General features: G+C 60.9%; 22 protein-coding genes. 12 read left to right on the plus strand and 10 right to left on the minus strand.

The genetic code is table 11. From position 1 onward, the window contains the following. Positions 1–76: 76 nt before the first annotated feature. Positions 77–1,135 (minus strand): magnesium chelatase ATPase subunit I, encoded by a 1,059-nt coding sequence (gene bchI / locus NW844_RS02615; protein WP_414333222.1) that lies wholly within the window; start codon positions 1,133–1,135, stop codon positions 77–79. Between the two features lie 340 nt (positions 1,136–1,475). Between bchI and NW844_RS02620 the strand changes: the two genes are divergently transcribed. Then, positions 1,476–1,889: a DUF4168 domain-containing protein gene (locus NW844_RS02620; protein WP_414333223.1), complete on the plus strand. Its 414-nt coding sequence runs from the start codon at positions 1,476–1,478 to the stop codon at positions 1,887–1,889. A 113-nt stretch (positions 1,890–2,002) separates the two neighbouring features. After that, complete coding sequence (locus tag NW844_RS02625) at positions 2,003–2,542, plus strand: DUF3611 family protein (protein WP_414333224.1); 540 nt, start codon at positions 2,003–2,005, stop codon at positions 2,540–2,542. A gap of 164 nt (positions 2,543–2,706) precedes the next feature. Here the strand turns inward: NW844_RS02625 and NW844_RS02630 are convergent, their stop codons facing one another. Together NW844_RS02630 and psaK are read right to left on the minus strand one after the other, a co-directional pair. Further along, entirely contained in the window at positions 2,707–2,844 is a 138-nt protein-coding gene (locus NW844_RS02630) for a photosystem II reaction center protein K (protein WP_414333226.1), read from the minus strand. A gap of 125 nt (positions 2,845–2,969) precedes the next feature. Further along, positions 2,970–3,215, minus strand: coding sequence for a photosystem I reaction center subunit PsaK (psaK, locus tag NW844_RS02635; protein WP_414333228.1), 246 nt, complete (start codon positions 3,213–3,215; stop codon positions 2,970–2,972). 329 nt (positions 3,216–3,544) lie between these two features. On the opposite strand from psaK, the gene NW844_RS02640 reads away from it, so the two are divergent. The 3 genes from NW844_RS02640 (at position 3,545) to NW844_RS02650 (ending at position 6,327) form a co-directional block, all read left to right on the plus strand. Further along, positions 3,545–4,504: a fatty acid desaturase gene (locus tag NW844_RS02640; protein ID WP_414333229.1), complete on the plus strand. Its 960-nt coding sequence runs from the start codon at positions 3,545–3,547 to the stop codon at positions 4,502–4,504. A gap of 1 nt (position 4,505) precedes the next feature. Next, positions 4,506–5,387, plus strand: coding sequence for a hypothetical protein (locus NW844_RS02645; protein WP_414333230.1), 882 nt, complete (start codon positions 4,506–4,508; stop codon positions 5,385–5,387). A 70-nt stretch (positions 5,388–5,457) separates the two neighbouring features. Further along, a complete protein-coding gene (locus tag NW844_RS02650; protein WP_414333232.1) occupies positions 5,458–6,327 on the plus strand; it encodes an SDH family Clp fold serine proteinase in 870 nt (289 codons plus the stop codon). Here NW844_RS02650 and NW844_RS02655 read toward each other — a convergent pair. Then, positions 6,319–7,014 carry a J domain-containing protein gene (locus tag NW844_RS02655; RefSeq protein ID WP_414333234.1) on the minus strand — a complete coding sequence of 232 codons (696 nt, stop codon included), beginning with the start codon at positions 7,012–7,014 and terminating at the stop codon, positions 6,319–6,321. The genes NW844_RS02650 and NW844_RS02655 overlap by 9 nt on opposite strands. Positions 7,015–7,090: 76 nt before the next feature. Here NW844_RS02655 and NW844_RS02660 point away from each other — a divergent pair, with 76 nt between their 5' ends. Beyond that, a complete protein-coding gene (locus NW844_RS02660; protein WP_414333236.1) occupies positions 7,091–7,381 on the plus strand; it encodes a DUF3082 domain-containing protein in 291 nt (96 codons plus the stop codon). Positions 7,382–7,436: 55 nt separating this feature from the next. Here the strand turns inward: NW844_RS02660 and sixA are convergent, their stop codons facing one another. The 3 genes from sixA to murA all read right to left on the minus strand — a co-directional run bounded on the left by sixA (position 7,437) and on the right by murA (position 11,670). Then, on the minus strand, positions 7,437–8,018 hold the full coding sequence (gene sixA, locus NW844_RS02665; RefSeq protein ID WP_414333238.1) for a phosphohistidine phosphatase SixA: 582 nt from the start codon (positions 8,016–8,018) through the stop codon (positions 7,437–7,439). A gap of 81 nt (positions 8,019–8,099) precedes the next feature. Beyond that, positions 8,100–10,232, minus strand: coding sequence for a transglycosylase SLT domain-containing protein (locus NW844_RS02670; protein WP_414333240.1), 2,133 nt, complete (start codon positions 10,230–10,232; stop codon positions 8,100–8,102). A 103-nt stretch (positions 10,233–10,335) separates the two neighbouring features. Beyond that, positions 10,336–11,670, minus strand: a complete 1,335-nt coding sequence (gene murA / locus NW844_RS02675) for a UDP-N-acetylglucosamine 1-carboxyvinyltransferase (RefSeq protein ID WP_414333303.1) — start codon at positions 11,668–11,670, stop codon at positions 10,336–10,338. Between the two features lie 421 nt (positions 11,671–12,091). Here murA and NW844_RS02680 point away from each other — a divergent pair, with 421 nt between their 5' ends. The 4 genes from NW844_RS02680 to NW844_RS02695 all read left to right on the plus strand — a co-directional run bounded on the left by NW844_RS02680 (position 12,092) and on the right by NW844_RS02695 (position 15,551). Further along, the gene (locus NW844_RS02680) at positions 12,092–12,745 is read left to right on the plus strand and encodes a DUF3386 domain-containing protein (protein ID WP_414333241.1); all 654 of its coding nucleotides are present in this window, start codon (positions 12,092–12,094) and stop codon (positions 12,743–12,745) included. Between the two features lie 122 nt (positions 12,746–12,867). After that, entirely contained in the window at positions 12,868–14,136 is a 1,269-nt protein-coding gene (locus NW844_RS02685; protein ID WP_414333243.1) for a GNAT family N-acetyltransferase, read from the plus strand. Between the two features lie 23 nt (positions 14,137–14,159). Beyond that, positions 14,160–14,765, plus strand: a complete 606-nt coding sequence (locus NW844_RS02690; protein WP_414333245.1) for an Npun_F5749 family FMN-dependent PPOX-type flavoprotein — start codon at positions 14,160–14,162, stop codon at positions 14,763–14,765. Positions 14,766–14,966: 201 nt separating this feature from the next. After that, positions 14,967–15,551: a hypothetical protein gene (locus tag NW844_RS02695; protein ID WP_414333247.1), complete on the plus strand. Its 585-nt coding sequence runs from the start codon at positions 14,967–14,969 to the stop codon at positions 15,549–15,551. A gap of 13 nt (positions 15,552–15,564) precedes the next feature. Here the strand turns inward: NW844_RS02695 and folD are convergent, their stop codons facing one another. The 3 genes from folD to xseA all read right to left on the minus strand — a co-directional run bounded on the left by folD (position 15,565) and on the right by xseA (position 18,097). Continuing rightward, positions 15,565–16,434: a bifunctional methylenetetrahydrofolate dehydrogenase/methenyltetrahydrofolate cyclohydrolase FolD gene (gene folD / locus NW844_RS02700; protein ID WP_414333248.1), complete on the minus strand. Its 870-nt coding sequence runs from the start codon at positions 16,432–16,434 to the stop codon at positions 15,565–15,567. 144 nt (positions 16,435–16,578) lie between these two features. Then, positions 16,579–16,815, minus strand: coding sequence for an exodeoxyribonuclease VII small subunit (gene xseB, locus NW844_RS02705; RefSeq protein WP_414333250.1), 237 nt, complete (start codon positions 16,813–16,815; stop codon positions 16,579–16,581). Continuing rightward, a complete protein-coding gene (gene xseA / locus NW844_RS02710; protein WP_414333252.1) occupies positions 16,796–18,097 on the minus strand; it encodes an exodeoxyribonuclease VII large subunit in 1,302 nt (433 codons plus the stop codon). Before xseA ends, xseB begins: the two co-directional genes overlap by 20 nt. Before the next feature lie 62 nt (positions 18,098–18,159). Here xseA and NW844_RS02715 point away from each other — a divergent pair, with 62 nt between their 5' ends. Both NW844_RS02715 and NW844_RS02720 read left to right on the plus strand, forming a co-directional pair. After that, positions 18,160–19,290, plus strand: a complete 1,131-nt coding sequence (locus NW844_RS02715) for an AI-2E family transporter (protein WP_414333253.1) — start codon at positions 18,160–18,162, stop codon at positions 19,288–19,290. Between the two features lie 174 nt (positions 19,291–19,464). Continuing rightward, positions 19,465–19,908, plus strand: a complete 444-nt coding sequence (locus NW844_RS02720) for a ubiquinol-cytochrome c reductase iron-sulfur subunit (RefSeq protein ID WP_414333255.1) — start codon at positions 19,465–19,467, stop codon at positions 19,906–19,908. The last annotated feature ends 1 nt before the right edge of the window (position 19,909 follow it).

Genomic DNA, 19,909 nt, shown 5'->3' on the forward strand with positions numbered 1-19,909 from the left:
GGGGCTGGGGGTGGTCGCGTGAGCGGCGCGGAGCGCTTGGGCGCCTTTGGGAGAGGGGCTGGGGGTGAGGGGGAGGCTAAGCAGCGCTCTCCAGGCTCACCTGAAACACCTCGCTAAAGGCCTTCTCGACCTTGTAGCCGGAGTCGATGGTTTCCAGAGGATCCTTGCGCAGGCGGTGGCGCAAACACAGGCTGATTACCCGGCGAATATCGGCAATGGTGACCTCGCTGCGCCCCTCCAGAGCCGCCAGGGCCTTGGCCGCCCGGTTGGTGACGATATCTCCCCGCAGCCCATCCACCTCCAGAGCCGCACACACGCCGGAGATCTTCAGGCGCAACTCAGGATCCACCATCACAGTGGGCAAGAGGTGCTGGGCCTTTTCAATGCGCTCCCGCAAGTGTTGCTGGGCCTCGGCGTATTTGGCCAAGAACGCCTGGGGATCGGCGTCGAACTGGCTGCGCTCCTCCACAATCTGCACTCGCAGGGCCGGATCCCGCACCGTTTCGATGCGCACGAACATACCGAAGCGATCCAAGAGTTGGGGCCGCAATTCTCCCTCTTCGGGGTTGCCGGATCCCACCAGGACAAAGCGGGCCGGGTGGCGAATGGAAATCCCCTCCCGTTCCACCGTGTTCCAGCCAGAGGCCGCCGCATCCAGCAACACGTCTACCAGGTGGTCGTCCAGGAGGTTCACCTCGTCTACGTAAAGGATGCCGCGGTTGGCCTTGGCCAAGAGCCCCGGCTCAAAGGCCTTCACCCCCTGGGAGAGAGCCCGCTCGATATCCAAGGTGCCGCAGACCCGGTCTTCGGTGGCTCCCAGGGGCAGATCCACCATCGGTACCTGGATCCAGGTGGCTTCCAGCGTTTCTCCCGCCTGCAGGCGTTCCCACACCTGGTCGCTCATCAGATCCCGCTGCCGCGGGTGGCTGTTGAAGGGATCCCCTTTGACAACCTCGATCTGGGGCAGCAGATCTGCCAAGGCGCGGATGGTGGTGGATTTGCCCGTGCCGCGATCCCCCATGATCAGCACCCCACCGATGCGGGGATCGATGACGTTGAGGAGCAGAGCCAATTTCATCTCCTCTTGGCCGACAATGGCGGTGAACGGGAAAACCGGGCGACGTTCCAAGTTCATAGGGGCAACAACCAGCAATTCATCCCCATTATCCCAGAGGCTCCTCCCTTCTGGGCGGTTCCAGGCTGCAACAGGAACCTAAAGGCCGCTTTTGGGTCAAATGGATAAAGCAAGCTCCGGTGCCGGTCGGGGATCCCTGGCTTCTTTTGGGGAAGACTAGATAACATCGGAGCCTGCACGGTTGGCTGGGAGTGGGTTGAATCTGGGTAACAGCGAAAGCTACACCAAAAGAAAGGGGGCTCCCAAAAGCGCCGGCAACCACAGAGAGAGTTCGTTATTGGGTGGGGAGATAGCAGCGGTGTCAGGTCAAGCAAGTCGGAGACGATGGACGGCATTCTCGATGCCCAGCGTGGCCCAAAAAGGGCTGGTGGGCCTGATCTGGGTCTGCACCTGGATCCCTGTCTTGAGCATTTCCCTTGCCGTAGCCCAAACCGCCGCTACCTCTCTGGTTTTGACCGATGAACAGGTCGCCAAGTATGCCCGCATCGTTTTGGAGATGGAGCCCCACCGACAAGAGGCCCAGCAGCGCTCCCAGGCCACCGCGGATCCGGCCAGCAAAGATCAAATCCGGCGGGAGTTCATTCGCACCGCCACCGAGATCATCACCCGCCACGGCATGACCGTGCCCGAATACAACCGCATCACCCTGTTGATTCGCTCCGAAGAAGGCAGAGACCTCCAACAGCGCATCGAAGCCGAAATCCTGCGCCTGCAAAGCGGGGATCCCAGCGTGAGCCCTAGCTCCAAACCCTAACCCCCCCCTTGGATCCCCTGCAGCGCTTTTGCCCGGATGTGACGGGGGACGGAAGATAGCGGTAGGCTGGAAGCGGAGGTCGGTGCTCGTCCGTAGAGAGCGGGGGGAGAGCAATGAACGAGCCTATGTCGCCGTCAGTACGGGCGGCTGTCGAGCGCATGAAGTCTCGCTTGCGCCTGACGCGCCGCTTCGGGTTCTGGTTTCAGGCGGTTCTGGGGGCAACGGCTCTGCTGCTCTGGCTGGGATTTTTAGTTGGCCAGAATACCCTCTATCGCGACGACTCGATGGGGGCCTTTATCGCCTTCTGGTTTACCCTGTTTACCCTTCTAACCCTGGCAGCCGGTCTCTTCTTTAACTGGCGCTACCTGCTCCAGGCGGAGCGCCGCTCAGTGTCTGCCGCTACCCCAAGCCAGTTGGATCTGCCCAAGCAGTTGCAATTGGTTACCTATGTCAGCCTGATCGGCGCTTTCCTCGCCCTCATCGCCATGGAGGCGCAGGTGGGAGAGCTGCTGGTGCGGCTGTTTACCCGCACGCTGAGCACCCAGACAGCAGGAGTGCTGCTATTGGCTGCCAATATCAACGTTACCTTTGCCCACTTCGTCTGCTTAGCAGGGGTGCTCTGGATTACCGGCGCCCTCGACCGCGAGCCTTGAACCCCAGCCGGCCAGTCTTAACTTTGCAAGGCAGAAAGTCAGGCCTGCGGCACAGTGGCCCGCCCTAAACTTGCCCCAGCTAAAACTGCCCCCCTGCCAGAGGAAGAGGGGCAAGCGGAAGCAGTCTCGAAGTCCGTAGTTGCCAATCGCAGATTCCGAGGGCTTCACTTAAAGCCCACCGCCGCCTGCCAAACAAAAGCCAGCAAAAAGAACAAAACAGGGATGATCGGCAGAATGTCGATCAGGGGATCGAACAACTCATAGCCTTCTGGCAAAGCCGCCAGGAGCATTATCGCAGGCATGACAACAAACCTCGACAAGAAGAAAGTGGAGTTGGAGAAACTGCTCTTTTCAGAATTGACAGGGATTTTAACATTGTCGGGCCGGAATCCCGGCTAAAGTCAAGAAATGTGAAGGAGATGGTGACCTAGAGAACTCCCATGTTGGAGAGGCCCAAGATCACTCCCGCGCCCAGCAGATGGCCGAAGCTGGCGACCCCCAGCACTTCCGGCCAGGTCATCCCCAGCACCGGCCCCGTTTCTGAGGCCGCTCCCGAAGAGGACTTGAAGATCAAGTAGGCAAGACCTGTGCAGAGAAAGATGGTTACGGCACTCAAAGGCGACCAAGAGCTGGTGTGGGCAGTCATGGCCAACGGCACAACAACGGGCATCATGGTTTTCATCCTCGGCTCAGGTTAACCGCCCCCTAGATTACCCCCATTCCGCAACTCCCAAGGGGATCCCCACATGAATTGCAACAGAGGCCGCAACAAAACCTCACACTGTGGCTTCTTCTGGCTCCATGGCCGATCTACCCCTCGCCGGGAACAGCCTGGACGGGCTGGAGTTGGCAAGAAAAATCCGGTCTGGGCGCAGATCTCTGCCGTATACTAACGAAAGTTAACAAATCCTTCTCTTCCCCCGCTTTGCAGGTGATGAACTGGCTCTTTTGCCTTGATCCATCCTCACCGTCTGCGCTGTGCACACCCAAGGATGGCTGCCGATGACTGCTGCTGCGACTCCGCAACCGGATCCCAAGCCTTTTGCGTTACCCCGTGAGCTGTTGGGGCCGCCGCCGGAATTTTGGAACCCCACCCTGTTGATGTTTTTGGCGGCGGTGGTGCTTTCGGCCTCTTGCTTTGGCGGGTACGCCTTTTGGCATTGGCCCCGCTGGCTGGTGTTTTGGCTTAACTTTGTCGCCCTCTATGTGTTGGGCACGGTGATCCACGATGCCTCTCACGGCTCGGCCCACCGCAACCGCTTTTTGAACGAGGCGCTGGGCCACGGCTCCGCCTTGTTGCAGGGCTTTGTCTATCCGGTCTTTAAGCGGGTGCACATGCAGCACCACGCCCATGTCAACCACCCCGAAGACGATCCCGATCACTATGTGTCCACGGGCGGGCCGCTGTGGCTGATCGCACCGCGCTTTTTCTATCACGAGGTGTTTTTTTTCAAGCGGCAGCTCTGGCGCAAAGGCCGCTGGGATCTGCTGGAATGGGGGCTGAGCCGACTGGTGGTGGTTCTGACGTTTGCGTTGGCCATTCACTTTGGCTACACCGACTACATCATGAACTACTGGCTGCCCCCTGCTTTTATCATGGGCTTTCTATTGGGCCTGTTTTTCGACTACCTGCCCCATCGTCCCTTTCAATCTCAAGAGCGGTGGCACAACGCCCGCGTCTATCCCGGTTGGCTGACCAACATTCTGCTGCTGGGGCAAAACTATCACCTGATCCACCATCTCTGGCCCTCGGTTCCCTGGTACAAATATCAGGCAGCCTACTGGGCGGCCAAACCTGAGCTGGACGCCCGCAACTGCCAGCAAACGCTGGGGATCTGGGAGAAGGGAGAGTTTTGGAGCTTTTTGTACGATGCGCTGATTGGCCTGCACTGGCACAAGCCCAACTCAACTCGTCCTGCTGCGCCAGCCGATCCAGAATCTACGGATCTGAGGCTTACTTAACATGGTTTTGCCCACGCTACGGATCCCTCAGTTGCTGCTGTTTGTGGAGGCAGCCGGCTTGCTGCGGGACTCCAGCCAGGCCCTGTTACAGGCTGGTCAGGCGACGGCAGATCTGCCAGAGTTGATCGCTGAAGCGCAAGCGCAGGCGGAAGCCCAATTGCAAACCCTTGGGATCCCGGCAGAGTTGCGGGCGCAGGCCCGAGGGATCCTGAGGTTGACCTCGCCGCCGCAGGTGCTGGCTTACCTGCAGGATTTGCTCGACAGGGGAGCCGGCCCGGATTTGGAAGCCTTTTTGGAGCAGGCGGGATCCGACTCTACCCTGTTGCGCTTTCCGCCGCTGTTGGTGGGGGCTGTGGCTTTGCAGGTGTTGCTGGAGCGGCTGGATTTTTCTCCGCAAGAGAGAGCTGTGTTGCAAGCCCAACGGGATCAATGGGAACAGGCCCTGGCAGAATTGGCCGCTCACCACCAGGTTTCCCCAGAGCCGCTGCGGGCGGCTGCCGAGAGGGAGCTGCGGGCTGCCTCAGCAGAAGAGCTGCTGCAACTGGGGCAGGATCTCTTTCAAGATCTCCAGGATCTTGCCGGGCCCGATTCTGAGCCGGAAGCCGAGTCTCAGGTGGAATTGGCGGGGCCGTTGCTGTTGATGATGGTGGCCGACCACCTGTTGGCCCAGACAGAGCATCCGCTCACCCCCGATCAACGGCTGGACTTACAAACCAACCGCGCCGAGGCAGAAAGCCGCTTTTTGGCCATGCAAAAGCTGGGCCGTCTTGAGAACTTGGCGGAGCAGCAGGCTTACATTCGCTCCTGGATTGACCAAACTTCTGTGCCGGATTTGCTGCGGGCTTTGGATCGCTTTTTTGCGGCGTCTGAACCCAACGCGTGAGGCCCCCGGATTGCCAGAGGTTCCGTATCCTCTATGCTGGAAGCAAAGGGATCCCGCTTGAGGCGCGAAAGTGGACTGGGGCAGCTTATTTTGGATTTTTTTGATCTTCAGCTCGCTGCAACCCCTGTTGAACCGGCGAGCGCAAGAGTTCCGGCGCTTGCTGGCCATTCGGGAGTTGGAGCAAAAGCGGGGCAGCCGCGTGATTTTGCTCATCCACCGCCAGGAGTCGATCAGTTTTTTGGGGATCCCGGTTTCCCGCTACATCAGCATCGAGGACTCGGAGCAGGTGTTGCGGGCGATCCGCCTCACCCCGCCCAATACTCCCATTGATTTGATTCTGCACACCCCTGGCGGCCTGGTGCTGGCTACTGAACAAATTGCCCGCGCCCTGATCCGGCACCCGGCCAAGGTGACGGTATTTGTGCCCCACTACGCCATGTCGGGCGGGACGATGTTGGCCCTGGCTGCCGATGAAATTGTCATGGATGCTAACGCCGTGCTGGGGCCGGTGGATCCGCAGTTGGGGGGGTATGCTGCCGCCAGCATTCTGCAGGTGGTGGCGGAAAAACCCATTGCCGAAATCGACGACCAGACCTTAATTCTGGCGGATCTGGCCCGCAAGGCGATGCAACAGGTGCAGAACTTCGTGCGGGATCTCCTGAAGGACGATGTGCCCAAGCGCAAAATTGCCCCCGAACGCATTGAGCCTCTGATCCAGTACCTGACCAGCGGTCGGGTGACCCACGACTACCCGATCACTGCTGAAGAAGCGCGGGAGCTGGGCCTGCCCATCTCCACCGAGTTGCCGCCCCAGATCTACGCCCTGATGGACTTGTACCCCCAGGCCAGCATGGGCCGTCCTTCCGTGCAGTACATTCCCACCCCCTACGATCCTCGTCCCGCTTTGCCCAAAGGGGGATCCCGCTCTGGCCTAGGGTGAACTCTTGGCGTAGACATCCATGGCTTCCAGGCGCAGCCCTTTTGCCCGCCGAAATAGCTCTTGTCCGGTGTGCAAGTGGCGTTCATCGAAGTTCAGCGGGAAATACTTCAGCTCCTCCAGAGCGTCTTCCAAGTGGTTGAGGGCATAGTAGAGGCGGGAAGCCACACCCCCAAAGCTGCTGGGATTGGGAAGGCGGCGAAAGATCTGCTGAGCTTGGGCCAGCTTCTGGCCGCACTCTTCCAGATAAGCCTCAAAGGACTCCAACAGGTCAGGGTCGAACGGATCTGCCGCCAAAGCATTTAACTGAGGCTTCAGAGAAGACAACAAGGGCCCCAAAACTCGGTTCAGGGGGGTGTAGACCTGTCGGATCCAGGCGGCGCGGGCGATGGCTTCCTGGCTGACGGTTTCGCCAGGGGATCCCGTCGGCTGAGGGCGGGGTGAGGTGTGGCTGGAGTGCAGTTGCCGATCGTAGTCGCGGCGAGATTGCGGATCCTTGAGCACCGCGTAGGCAGCGTTGATCTGGCGGATGCGCTCGGAGGTGGCCCGATCTTTTTTGGCCAGCAGGCTGTCGGGATGGTGGTACTTGACCAAACGACGGTAGGCAGACTTGATCTCTTCCGCCGTCGCCAGGACGGAAACGCCCAAGACCTCGTAGTGGGATCCGACTCCAGCTCCGCTCTCCATCATCGCTAGGCTTGCCGGCAAGAAACTCCCACATTGTACCTGCAGCCTAGAATAAAGGTGAGTTTTCCAGTGCTGCCCCATGTCTTCCTCCTCACAGGGATCCCCCCATCCTTTCAGTGCCCTCTTGGGGGCCACCATTGCCGTCAGTCTGGGCTACGGGTTCTTGCAACTGCTGCTCTCGATGGTGACCAAATTGCCGCCAATCGATGTCGAGACTGGATCGCTGGCGCGCGGGATCAGCATCCTGGTGCGTTATCTCCTGGTCGGTTCCGTTTCCCTGATCGCCTTCATGTTTGCCATGGTGGGGTTGGGGCTGGCGGCCTATTCTGTGCAATTGCTGGGAGAGCGGCTAACATCTTCTCAGCGCTGAGCCTGGGGATCCGGGCACGACCTCTGGCCGACTTAGTTTGCGTTGGGACGGCTGCCTAGCGCAACACCACCTTGGGCGAGAGCAACAAAGTCAGGGATCCCTGGCAGTGGTCAATTCGGCCTTCGGCAAAGCGCACCTGGGCCAGGCCCGCCTTTTTAAGGGTGATCGCGTGGGCATTGGCCGGGTTTAGCCCAACAGCCGCTTGCACCCACAGGCTCAGATCCGGCTGGTGACCGACCAGGGCCAAAGACGTGAGGGATCCCCGCTCTGCCTGCCAGCGCACCAGGTCGGCAAAACTGCCGCCCGGAGCCAGAGGCTCAAACACCTCCACCGCTGCGGCCAGGTTCTCGTCCAACAAGATCTCGGCGGTCTGCCGCGCCCTCACCAGGGGACTGGTGAGCAGGAGATCCCACTTCCAGCCCATGCTCTTGAGCTGGCGGGCCACCTTGCGGCAGCGCTTGCGACCTTCGTCTGTAAGGGCTCGCAAGGCATCCTCAACTTCTGGCCGGGGTTCTTCGGCTATGCCATGGCGGATGAAGTCCACAGCCAATTCCTGCCGGGCAATCTGCTTCTCAGTTGCTCCCTGAGAGTGCTCCCCACCGCGAACGCCCTCCTGTTGTTCAAGCCCAGAGATCATCGAACCCCGTCCCGTCAATGCAAACGGCACCGTCAAACTTTGCCCAGACACTCTCCCAGAATACCCTGGGGGACGCTCTCTCTACGAGGAGGGGTTGTGCAGGCGCTGGCCGACCAAAGTGCGCCCTTCCTGGGTGTAGAGCTGCCAGTAGTTCCAGTAGTTGCCAAAGACAGACTTCACATAGCCCCGCGTTTCGGCGAAGGGGATCTGCTCCACAAACACATCCGGATCTTCAAAGCCAAAGCGGCTCAGCCATCTGGCCACGTTGCCGGGGCCGCCGTTGTAGCTGGCCAGGGCCAGCAGGGTGTTGTCTTGATAGGTGCGGTGGGTGTAGTCGAAGTACCAGGATCCCAGGTAAAGATTGTCGGCGGGGTTGGTGAGGCTGTATTGGGCTAGGCCAATTTGTTGGGCAATCCAGCGCCCGGTGGCAGGCATCACCTGCATCAAGCCCAGCGCCCCTGAGGCCGAGACGATCTCCGGCTCAAAGCGGGATTCCTGCCGGATCAAGGCCGCCACCATCAGGGGATTGAGGTTAAATTGCCGTGACCAGCGGGCCAGGCCGGGCCGGGCATAGGGATCCCCGCCCCAGGAATTGTCTGGGCCGGCGTAGTAGTGCAGCGGATAGACGGCCTGCCAGAAATCTTGGCGCTGCCTCAACGTCTCCAGCAGGGGATCCGGCTCTTCGCTGAAGCGCAAAGCGGCCACCTGGTTGATACCCCGCAGGTGCTCTCCGGCACTGTTGCGCAGAATACCCGTGACAAAGCGCTCAGCCACACTCATCTGGCGGGGATCCCGTTGCAGCACGGCCATTTCCCCCTGCCAGCGTTCCCAGGCCAGTTGGCTGGCTCCCATCAAGTGCAAAGTTTGCGTGGCCTCAGAGACCCCCGGCAACGGTAGCCGCACCGGCTGAAAATCCACCTCCACCCTTTGGCGCCCGCTGTAGAAATCCCCCACCGGCCAGCCCAGTTGCACTGCCGACCGCCAGGCGTAGTAGGTGTGGGGAAACTGTTGCAGCACCTGTTGATAGGTTTGCCGCGCCGCAGCCACATCCCCCAGCCGTTCCCGCCATTTGCCCGCCCAGTAGAGCAGTTGCGCCCCCATTTCCGTATCCCGCTGGGCGGATCCGATCTGTTGGGCCAGGGCGATGGCTTGGCCGAGATTGCCCGCTTGCGCTTGACTCCAGGCAAGTGTCCAGGCGGCGTTGGCCGCGGCTTCGCTGGCCGGAAAGCGCTCCCAAAGAGCTTGCCGAGCCGCTTGGGCCGATTGCGGGCTGGCATGGCGATCGTAAAGCTGGCTGAGGCTGAGCAACGCTTCTGGAGCCTCTCTATCCGAGCCGGATCCCGCCTGGCGCAGCAGCTCGATTGCCGTCGACAGGTCGCTCAATTCTGCCAAACGGCGACGGGTGAGGGAAGCCTCTGGCCCATTGGGAAATTGAGCCAGCAGCGCTTGGTAAGCCGCTCTCGCCTGGGGAAACTCCCGCGAGATCTGGTGGCTGCGGCCCCAGCGGTAGAGATTCTGAGAGGTGGCGGGGGCACGCCCATAGGCGCGGGCAGCTTTGCCGTACTCCCGTTGTTCCCAATAGGCATCGGCCAGGATCTGCCAATCGGAAGCCGTGAGGGATCCCTCCTGAGCCTGCCGCCAGCGATCCAGCAGCGGCGTTAACCCAGGGGTTTGCGGGTGATGCAGAGCCAAATCCCGCAGCAGGTCGTAGCGGTCGGGATCCCGCTCCAGCAAATGCTGGAGGGCGCGGCCAGTCAGCGGGTGAGTGGGAAATTGCTGCCGCAACTGATCCACCTGGCCCATCCCCCAGAGGGCATAGGCGGCCACCGGGCTGTGGGGGTACTCCTGCAAAATCTTGGGCCACCAGATCCCTTGGGCTGTTGCCTTATCCTGCAACTGCTCGTAGGCTTGGGCCCTGAGCTTCCAAATTTCCTCCCGCAGAACCGGCAGGCTCTCTTCCAACCCCTGCAAACCCTGCAGGGCCAATTGCGCTTGGCCGGCCTGCAGCGCTGCGTAAGCCCGCAGAAAGGCCGTTGTGGAAGTGTGGGGCAGTTGTACCGGATCCCTGCCCTCTGGCGCCGCAGCCACCTCCACGGTTTCTGCCCAGGATGAGGTGTAAAAGCCCCAGATGGCCCCGCCCAGAGCCGCTCCTGCCGCCAGCACACCGGCAACCCATCTTGCCCAGCACCGTTTGCTGCCTGTCAGGATATCCATGCTTTGTCTCTCTGCAACCTCTGACTACGATACTCAACCCGACTGCGTTGGGTCACCTGGGATACCTGTACCGCAGGCATTGGGCCCGGCAGTCGTTTATGAGTTACTTGCCAGATTGCAGGATCCGCGGCGGACTTTCACTGCGGTACACCTTGGCCCCGACATCGCGCAGCTTTTTGTCGATGGCCTCGTAGCCGCGATCGATGTAGTGGAGCCCGTGGATCGTAGAGCAGCCTTCAGCCGCCAGGCCGGCCAACACCAAGGCTGCCCCCGCCCGCAAGTCCGTAGCCACCACCGGCGCCCCCGACAGCGACGGCACCCCCCGGATCAGGGCCACCCGGTTCTTCAAACGAATGTCCGCCCCCATGCGATTGAGCTCGGGAATGTGGTGCATGCGGTTTTCAAACACCGTCTCCTCGATGGTGCAACTGCCCTCGCTCAGGGCGGCCAAGGCCATGATCGGCGCCTGCACATCGGTGGGAAAACCCGGATAGGGCAGCGTTTGAATATCGGTCGCCTGGCAGAGCCAGCCCGAACTGAGCTGAGCCGGGGCAATGCGCAGCCGGTTGGGGCCTTCTTCTTCGACCCGCAGCCCCATGTCACGCAGCTTGGCGATCACCGCCCGCAAGTGATCGGGAATAACAGGGCCAACCGTGAGGTGAGAGCGGGTAATGGCCCCGGCAATAAGATAAGTGCTGGCCTCGATGCGGTCGGGAATAACCGTGTACTCGGTTCCATGCAAGCGGGGCACCCCCACCACCACAACCGTGTTAGTGCCAACACCGCGAATGCGCGCCCCCATCGCCTGACAAAAACGGGCCAAATCCGCCACTTCTGGCTCTTGGGCGGCATTTTCAATCACCGTTTCCCCATCCGCCAGCGTAGCGGCCATCATCAGGGTTTCAGTAGCGCCGACGCTGGGATAGTCCAGGTAGATGCGGGTTCCCACCAGCCTACGGGCATAGGCATGAACAACCCCATGTTCGATTTGCACGGTCGCCCCCAGCGCCTGCAGGCCCCGCACGTGCAGATCCACCGGACGGGAGCCAATGGCACAGCCGCCCGGCAGGGGAACTCTGGCTACCCCCAACCGCGCCAACAGGGGCCCGATGATGAAAAAGCTGGCCCGCAACTGGCTGACCAATTCATAGGGAGCTTGGGAAGTTTTGAGGGAGCTGGCATCCAGGTCGAGGGTATTGCCCACATGGGACACTTTAACCCCCAGGGTGGTCAGGATCTGCCCCATGCGTTCAATGTCCAGCAGACGCGGCACGTTGTGAATTCGGCAAGCCTCAGGAGCCAAAAGGGATCCGGCCATAATCGCCAAGGCAGAGTTTTTCGCCCCGCCAATGGGAATGTGGCCGCTCAAGGGCTGCTTGCCAGTTATCTGCAGCACTGGCCCCATCATTTCGGGTGAGGGTGTAACTAAGGATTCCACCCTGCTGACGTGCTGGAACTCTGCCGTGAATTCTCCCAATCTTCCTCCTCAGCCACAGAAAATATAGAGCACACAAGCAAGCCTCTTCCGGGAAATACTCTGGAGAGAGAAGCAGCCAAAAGGGCAACCAGAAACTTGGTAGAGGAAGGAAGAGAAGTTCTGCCCCTATCTTACCCAAGTTCCTCAGTTTGCGGCAGCAGTTGGGGCAACTCGGCCAAAGAATCCTATTCCGCCGGCGCCAACAGAATCCAAGCCCCATCTGGAAGTGCCCTACGTTACGCCGAAAGAAGCAGACCGGTCTCCGCACATCCCCAAAAAAGATGCCCCATGTTAGATATAGACTCCTACTGGGTTGGGCCCAGCAGCCAGAAGCAGTATGATACTCGTGAGAAATGCTTGCAATAGCCATAGGAGACAGTCGATGATCACCACTCAAGTCTCTGCCCAAGAGTTGTTTCGGGCCGCCTATGAAAATCGCTACACCTGGGATCCCGCTTTCCCGGGCTATAGCGCCGAGGTCACTTACTGGGATGGGGAGCGCACTTTTGTGGGGCAGGTGCGAGTGGGGGCAGACCTAAAGGCCACCGTTACGGGCGTGGAGGATGAGGAAGCCCGGAAAGCCATTCACAATCAACTTTGGGAAATTGCCATTCACCGGGTGCGCCGCAGCTTTGCCGAGACCCACGGGAACAACACTTTCCGCTATGGGCAGACCCTACCCGATGGCACCGTGGAGATCCTGGTGGGGGGCAAAGCCGAAGGGGATCGCTACCACGTGCGCGACAACCAAGTAACCCTGGTGCATCGGCATATTCATGGGGTGGTGGTGACCATCCACACCTTCAGCAGCCACGACACGGGCGAAGGCTACCTCTCTCACCGCTACGATTCCGTCTATCACGATCCCCAAACGGGTGAGCAAAAGGGCGGGCGCAGCCAATTTGAGGATCTCTACACCAAAGTCGGCAAGTACTACATCCTCTCGGAGCGACGCATTCAAACAGAGACGGAAACCGGCCCTGTGGAAAAGCGCTTTACCTTCCGCAACTTGGCGTTGCTGGATGCCGGGGCTTAATTGGCCAAACGCCAACGCAAAACCCGATAATCATGAACTTTATGGCAGCAACGACCTCCTCAGTTAGAATTAGAAAGGGAGCCTGAGCTATGCTTTGAATATTCTCCCGCCTACACTTTGGCATGAACAACCCTGCGGCAAAGCCCGACCCAGATTCCAAAGCCCCTACCGAGGTTCCCGAACTGATTCTCCGCCCCGCTCAACTGGGGGATCTGGAGGCGGTGGAGGAGATCCTGGCGCAAGCCTTTGAGGAGGACTACAGCAGCCGCTCGGTGGATATTCGTCGCCAGGTGCGGCGGCTACGTCAGTGGTATGGCCCCCTGAGAACCCTGAGCCTGTTTCCCAACCGCTTTCAGCACATGTTTACCGTCCATGTGGCGGAGCTGGAAGGCAAAATCCAGGGGGTCATTCAAGTTTCTCCCTTTAACCATTCCCGCAGCACCTGGCGGGTGGATCACATTGCGGTGGCGCCTTCGGCCCAGCGGCAGGGAATCGGGTCTAAGTTGCTCAGGCACTGCACGGAGCACTTTCGCGAGGCCCACACCTGGATTTTGGAGGTGAACATCCACAATAAGGGGGCAATGGCCCTCTACCGACACAACGGCTTCCAGCCCTTGGCTCAGATCACCTATTGGTCGATCCCGGCGGAGATTCTGGCTGCTCTCAGCCGGCACGAGGCCAAGTTGCCCAACCTGGTGCCGGTGACCAACCGCGATGCCTACGCCATCTATCAACTGGATACGGGATCCATGCCGGCCACTGTGCGCCAGGTGTACGACCGCGACGTGAGCGACTTCCGCACCAGCCCACTGGAGTGGCTTTTGGAACGGGCCAAGTGTGCCATCAGCCAAACGGAACGGGTGGAGATGTGTGTCTATGAGCCCGAGCGGAAAACCGCCATTGGCTATTTCAACCTCAAGTTGGATCGGACGGGGCAGCAGCCGCACGTGGCCAAACTCACAGTTCACCCTGCCTATACCTGGCTCTATCCTGAGCTCATGGCCAAGATGGCCCAGCTCACCCAAGCTTATCCCCCGCAGGCTTTGGCCTTGGCTTCCACCGATTACCAACCGGAGCGGGAGGAGTTTTTGCTCAAGCTGGGCGCCCAGGATGTGGAGCGGACGCTGCTGATGTCGCGCTCGGTGTGGCATAAGGTGCGGGAAGTCCGCTCCCCTTGGTATAGCGAGTATCTCGCTCTGGTGCTCCAAAAATTGCCGGTGAAGCAGCCGGTGCCAGAACGCTTTGAGGGGCTGGCGGAGGGCTGGCTGGAACATCCCTTTCATTCTCTTCACCCAACTGTGCCGGATCCCAATGCCGTTCGCGCTACTCAGCCGGAGTCCTCACCGGGGTGCGCCAGAGACTCGCAATCAGAGGCTCCTCCCCCTCCCTAGTTGAAGTCTTGGCTGGCACCCCCATGAACCCGTTAGCCAGGGATCCCTCTTGGCGGATGTTGCTCCAGGCGGCCCTGCACCGCAACCGCAGCGATCCCGGTGTACGCTATTTGCAACTGGCTACAGTGGATCCCCAGGGGCATCCGCGTAACCGCACGGTGGTTTTTCGGGGGTTTTTGGGGGACACCGACCGCATCCAGTTGGCGGTGGACGGCCGCAGCGAGAAGCTTTGCCAGATCGCCCACTGCCCGCTGGCTCAGATCTGCTGGTATTTCAGCAAGACGCGCGAGCAATTTCGCATTGCCGGCACTCTGGAGGCCATCACCGCCGATCATCCGGATCCTGAAGCGCAGCAGCAGCGGCAGCAGTTGTGGCAACAGATCTCGGAAAAAGGACGGCTCCTCTGGTTTTGGCCGGAACCCAAGGGGCCTCTTGCCTCGCCCGAGGCTTTTGTTCAAAAGCTGCCGCCAGAGAAAGCTTCATGGCCGCCTCCGACTTTTGTGGTGCTCCTGTTGCAGCCGACTGAGGTCGATCACCTGCAGCTCAAGGGGGATTCGATCTATCCCCAACGGCGAACGGTGTACGAGCGCAAGCTGCAAGGCTGGCAATGCCGAGCGGTCAACCCCTAGAAGGGATCCCAGCCGGTTTCAAGCTGGCGCGGGGCAGCGCCTTTCGAGAGAATGTTGAAATCTTGAAGAGAATTAAGAGAATGAAGGTGTTAACGTAGCTGAACAATCGTCCTGTTCCGTGCCCACCCCACCGACGCTGTGAGGGTGGCCGCTCGGGTTTTTCTCCATCTGGTATGTAGCATTCCTGGTTGCGGTAATCTGATGTTCGCCTTGATCCCCTCATTTCCTGACCGCATTGCCCAAGCTGTTGCCGCTCTTCTTGCCGGCGGGCCGTCGGTGAACATGACTGCGAAAGGCAAGGGATCCCTGTTTTTAGCTGCCGCCTTGTTTGGGGTGAGCGTTGCCGTGCAGGGGTTGAGAGCACAAACTCTGGGGAGACCGACGCCGGAAGCTCTAGAAGACTCGGTTGAGGGGAATGTTGCTCCTGTTCTGCTTGCAGAAGCGGCCTCACCCTCGCAGACCGGCCCCACCTCTGCCCGCACAGGCTCCTTTCGTGTTGGCAACCGCACCCCCCATCCGGTGCGGGTGGTGATCTTGATGCGCAGCGGCGGGCGGCTGCTCAACCCAGAAACGGCCCACTGGGATTTTGCGCCCGGAGAAGGCGGTAGCGAAGGATTGGTGCTGAGCTTGGGGGAAGAGCCGCTGCAGATCGGCCCCGGAGACATTGTGGTGGCTTTTGTCCTCGATGGAACCCGCCGCTACTGGGGGCCGAACGTGGTGGGAGAGTCTCTGGCCCCGTTTTGGAATGAGGAGAGCGGCTCCTGGTCGATGATCCTGCAGCCTTAGGGCAGTCTCCAAGCTACAGGTGGCTGCGCAGTTTGTAGCTCTCTAGGGTGTTGGCCAGCAGCATCGCTACCGTCATGGGTCCCACACCACCCGGCACGGGCGTGATGGCGGCGGCCCACTCCTTGACTGCCGCGTAATCCACATCTCCCACCAATTGCTCAGATCCGTCGGGGCCCTGGATACGGTTGATGCCTACATCGACGACCACGGCTCCCGGTTTTACCATCTCTGCCTTGAGCAAGTGGGGGCGACCGACGGCCATCACCACAATGTCGGCGGCGCGGGTTACTTCGGCTAAGTCGGGGGTGCGGGAATGGGCCAGGGTAACGGTGGCATCGGCAGCCAACAACATCAGGCTCAGGGGCTTGCCCACCAGGATGCTGCGACCGACCACCACCGCCTTTCGTCCGGCAATCGGGATCCCTTCCGCTTGCAACAGGCGCATCACGCCCAGGGGGGTACAACTGCGCAGGCCGGGCTCGCCGCGCAGCAGCCGGCCCAGGTTGAGGGGGTGAAGCCCGTCCACGTCTTTGTCGGGGTCGATGGCCAGAAGGGGCGGGATGGGATCCCAGCCGGGGGGTAAGGGCAGTTGCACGAGGATGCCATCGACGCGCTCGTCCTGGTTGAGTTGGGCGATGGCGTCGAGCAGGTGGGCGGGGGAGTCTTGGGCGGAAAAATGGCGGCCAAAGGAGGCGATGCCCACCCGCTCACAGGCCCGCTCTTTGCCGCGCACGTAAGCTGCACTGGCGGGATCCTCCCCAACCCGCAGCACCGCCAATCCCGGCGGACGCCCCACCCGCGGCAGCCAAGCTTGCACTTGGGCGGCCATCTCCGCTTGCAGGCGGGCGGCCAAGGCTTTGCCATCCAAGATCTTGGCGGACATAGAGGGCGCCCCAAGAGATCTTGACAACTTGACCATCTTCAGGGGCGCCGCCCCCTTCGTCAAGTCTTGCCGCCGTTGAGCAACAGCAGCAGGGGCACCTGGGGCCTTTGCCCAGTTTTTTGGGCTGCCCCATTCCCCCCGGCTCTAGAACTCGCGCGACTCTTCTTCGCCGGGCCCTAACTCCTCAATGAGGATCTCCACCTGCTGCCGCTTTTCCTCCAAAAACTGGGCGCAGCGCTTTAGGGTCTGGGCGGCCTGCTGGAAGCGCTCCACCACCTCTGCCAGATCCAGCTCTCCCGATTCGATCTGGGCGATCAGACTTTCCACTTCGGCGATGGCTGCTTCGTAGCGCCAGGGATCCTCACGTTTGCGGCGGCTCATGGCTCTCCTCCACTCGGGCCCAGAGGCTTCCCGAGGCCAGTTGTATCCTCAGCCGGGTCTGCAGCGGTAGGTGGTGGGTGCGAACCAGGGATCCCCGTTCGTCCCGCACCAGGGCATAGCCCCGCCTGAGGACGGCGGTAGGGTCGAGGGCTTGCAGGTGCTCCTGGAGGGCCTGTTGGCGCTGTTGGTGATGGTGAAAGCGGTGGCGCACCGCCTGCACTAGGCGCTGCTGCCGTTGGGTCAAGCGCTCCTGCGCCTGTTGCAGCAGCCGCTCCGGATGGATTTGGGCGAGATGGCGCTGGGTGTGCTGGAAGCGCCGCCGTGCCCTCTCCAAAGCCTGCAGCGTGCGTTCGATCAACTTCTGACGCAACTGGGATCCCTGGCGCTGCAATTCCCGCAGATCGGGCACGATCCGCTCGGCCGCCGCTGTGGGGGTGTGGGCCGCGTAGTCGGCCGCGTAGTCCGCCAAGGTCTCGTCCCGCTGGTGGCCGATCCCAGTCACCACCGGAATAGGGCACTCGGCAATGGCTCGCACCACCCGCTCATCGTTAAAGCAAGCCAAATCCTCGCCGGATCCACCCCCCCGGGCAATCAGCAGCACTTCCGCCCGCCCATCCTGTTCCACCCGGCGAATGGCCCGCACGATCGACGCGGGGGCCGCTTCCCCTTGCACCTGGGCCGGCGAAAACAGCACCCGCAGCCCGGGGTAGCGCTGGTTGAGGGTGCGGCGGATATCGCCCCAGCCGGCGGCGTCGGGAGAGCTGACGACGGCAATGCACTGAGGGTGGGTAGGTAGAGGCCGCTGGTTGTCGAACAGGCCCTCGGCAGCCAGGCGGGCCTTGAGCTGCTGCAAGCGCCACGCCAACAGCCCCTCGCCCGCCGGCAGCAGTTGCCAGATAACAAGGCGGTAGTAGCTGCCGCCGCTGTAGATGCCGATTTGCCCCAGCGCAAGCACCTGTTGCCCCACTTCTGGCCAGAAGCTGAGCCGGGAAGTTTGGCTCCGCCAGATCACCCCCTTGAGGATGTCGCCGCTTTCCGGATCCACCAGGGTCAGAAACAGGTGGCCGTTGCGGTTGCGCTGGCAACTGGAGACTTCTCCAACCACCCACAGCCTGGCCAAGTAGGGATCCCCGGCCAGCAGCGACTTCAAGTAGCCGGACACTCCCCCCACCGAGAGGAGAGGGACTTCCTCGGCAGGAAAGGATTCTGTCCCGAAGTCGAGGCCATCAAAGGCCAGAGCCATTGCTTGCGGATCCAGATCGCGCATACGGCGCTTCCCCATGGGAATGCTCGGGATCCCATCTAGAATAGGCGACGACAGGACGAGAGAGGAGGTGAGCTGCGGTGACCTTCGCCCATTGGCTGGGGCTGGCAGCGCTGCTGGGCCTGTTGGTTCTGCTCTGGCAGATCCGGCAGATTCTGCTATTGGTGTTTGCGGCCATCGTCTTGGCAGTAGCTTTGGACACCCTGGCTCAGATCCCGCAGCGCTACGGCTTTCGCCGCGGCCCCTCGCTCCTCATCACCGGCTTGACGGTTCTGGTGGGGGCGATTCTGGTGGGGCTGATCGTAGTGCCTCCCCTGGCGGATCAGTTGCGGCGGCTGTTTACCGATGGGGTGCCCGCCGGGATCGTGCAGGCGCAGCGGCTATTTGAGAGCCTCATCCTCTCGTTGCCGACGGATATCGAGCTGCCGACGCTGCGGGAGTTGGCCAATAGCCTCGTGCCCCAGGCCACTGAGTTGGTGCGCCAGGTGCGGGACTTTTTCTCCCAGTCCTTCACCGCCTTCTTTGCCACCCTGCTCAATCTGTTGTTTGTCATCATCCTCACCATCCTGCTGTTGGTGGATCCCCAGGCCTACAGCCGCGCCTTTGTCTCGGTTTTCCCCGCCTTTTACCGCCCCCGCGTCCGCTACATCCTCAAGCGCTGCGAGCTGGCCCTGCGAGGGTGGCTGGTGGGGATCCTCTTCACCAGCAGCCTGGTAATGCTGCTGAGCGGCATTGGGCTGTGGATTTTGGGCGTGCCTTTAACCTTGGCCAATGCCGTGCTGGCGGGACTGTTTAATTTCATCCCCAACATCGGCCCCACCTTGAGCGTGGTCGCCCCCATGCTGGTGGCCCTCACCGATGCCCCCTGGAAATCGCTGGCGGTGCTGGGGCTCTACATCTTCATCCAACAGTTGGAAAGCAGCGTCTTCACCCCCATCGTCATGTCGCGGCAGGTGTCGCTTTTGCCGGCTCTGACTTTGGTGGCCCAAATTACCTCGGCCTTTTTCTTCGGGGTGCTGGGCCTGTTTTTGGCTGTGCCCTTGGCGGCCATCCTGCAGGTGTGGATCCAAGAGGTGCTGATTCGGGATGTGTTGGATCCTTGGCAGGGATCCCGGACGCTCCCCTTGCTCAGATTAGAGAGCAGGGCAGACCAGAGCTCCACCCATCTGCCGGACTCCGCCTCGCTACCGCAATCGGCGCCAACAGATTGAAGCAACCCAGATGCCTGCTGCGGACTTTGGCCAGAAAAAATGGGGCTCAGCTCTGGCCGAAACTGTCTTGGCGTAACAAAATATTAAGGGCAGCACTTGCATTGGGATCCCTTGCGGGGCAGGCTGTTGCTGGCCCACGACCGACATTTGGCAGATATTTAGGGACACATAGCCATGTACAACAATCGTCGCGGTTTTCTTCGCTGGTTGGCTCTCGGTTTCGGCTCGCTGGCGGGTTTGTTACCGGCCTTGGCCCGGCGCCGTTTTGCCCTTGCCCGGGAAACCAAGGCTCCTGAACCAGAGTTTGTGAAAGTGGCCAACCTCGCCGATTTCAAAGATGGCCCCTTCAAAGTGGAAAACGCCTTTGGAAAGAACACCGCCACCCTCTGGTTGGTCAAGGATCCCCAAAAAGAAGACTCTTTCCTGGCTCTGGATGCCGCTTGTCCCCATGCCGGGTGTGACGTGGACTGGCGGGGGGAGAACTTTGTCTGCCCTTGTCATGGCTCGGCCTTTGCTGTCGATGGCAGCCGTACCCGGGGCCCGGCCAAGGCCGACCTGACCGCTTACAAAGTTAAGGTGGAGAAGGAGGAGATTTTCGTAGCCAAAAGCCAATCCTAGG

Source organism: Synechococcus sp. H55.2 (genome assembly GCF_047462495.1).
Lineage (GTDB): Bacteria > Cyanobacteriota > Cyanobacteriia > Thermostichales > Thermostichaceae > Thermostichus.

Excerpts from the sequence above, each read along its gene's own strand:
- bchI (WP_414333222.1), bottom strand. The coding sequence starts at position 1,135 with ATGAACTTGGAACGTCGCCCGGTTTTCCCGTTCACCGCCATTGTCGGC.
- NW844_RS02620 (WP_414333223.1), top strand. The coding sequence starts at position 1,476 with ATGCCCAGCGTGGCCCAAAAAGGGCTGGTGGGCCTGATCTGGGTCTGC.
- NW844_RS02625 (WP_414333224.1), top strand. The coding sequence starts at position 2,003 with ATGAACGAGCCTATGTCGCCGTCAGTACGGGCGGCTGTCGAGCGCATG.
- NW844_RS02630 (WP_414333226.1), bottom strand. The coding sequence starts at position 2,844 with ATGCCTGCGATAATGCTCCTGGCGGCTTTGCCAGAAGGCTATGAGTTG.
- psaK (WP_414333228.1), bottom strand. The coding sequence starts at position 3,215 with ATGATGCCCGTTGTTGTGCCGTTGGCCATGACTGCCCACACCAGCTCT.
- NW844_RS02640 (WP_414333229.1), top strand. The coding sequence starts at position 3,545 with ATGACTGCTGCTGCGACTCCGCAACCGGATCCCAAGCCTTTTGCGTTA.
- NW844_RS02645 (WP_414333230.1), top strand. The coding sequence starts at position 4,506 with ATGGTTTTGCCCACGCTACGGATCCCTCAGTTGCTGCTGTTTGTGGAG.
- NW844_RS02655 (WP_414333234.1), bottom strand. The coding sequence starts at position 7,014 with ATGATGGAGAGCGGAGCTGGAGTCGGATCCCACTACGAGGTCTTGGGC.
- NW844_RS02660 (WP_414333236.1), top strand. The coding sequence starts at position 7,091 with ATGTCTTCCTCCTCACAGGGATCCCCCCATCCTTTCAGTGCCCTCTTG.
- sixA (WP_414333238.1), bottom strand. The coding sequence starts at position 8,018 with ATGATCTCTGGGCTTGAACAACAGGAGGGCGTTCGCGGTGGGGAGCAC.
- NW844_RS02670 (WP_414333240.1), bottom strand. The coding sequence starts at position 10,232 with ATGGATATCCTGACAGGCAGCAAACGGTGCTGGGCAAGATGGGTTGCC.
- NW844_RS02680 (WP_414333241.1), top strand. The coding sequence starts at position 12,092 with ATGATCACCACTCAAGTCTCTGCCCAAGAGTTGTTTCGGGCCGCCTAT.
- NW844_RS02685 (WP_414333243.1), top strand. The coding sequence starts at position 12,868 with ATGAACAACCCTGCGGCAAAGCCCGACCCAGATTCCAAAGCCCCTACC.
- NW844_RS02690 (WP_414333245.1), top strand. The coding sequence starts at position 14,160 with ATGAACCCGTTAGCCAGGGATCCCTCTTGGCGGATGTTGCTCCAGGCG.
- NW844_RS02695 (WP_414333247.1), top strand. The coding sequence starts at position 14,967 with ATGTTCGCCTTGATCCCCTCATTTCCTGACCGCATTGCCCAAGCTGTT.
- folD (WP_414333248.1), bottom strand. The coding sequence starts at position 16,434 with ATGTCCGCCAAGATCTTGGATGGCAAAGCCTTGGCCGCCCGCCTGCAA.
- xseB (WP_414333250.1), bottom strand. The coding sequence starts at position 16,815 with ATGAGCCGCCGCAAACGTGAGGATCCCTGGCGCTACGAAGCAGCCATC.
- xseA (WP_414333252.1), bottom strand. The coding sequence starts at position 18,097 with ATGGGGAAGCGCCGTATGCGCGATCTGGATCCGCAAGCAATGGCTCTG.
- NW844_RS02720 (WP_414333255.1), top strand. The coding sequence starts at position 19,465 with ATGTACAACAATCGTCGCGGTTTTCTTCGCTGGTTGGCTCTCGGTTTC.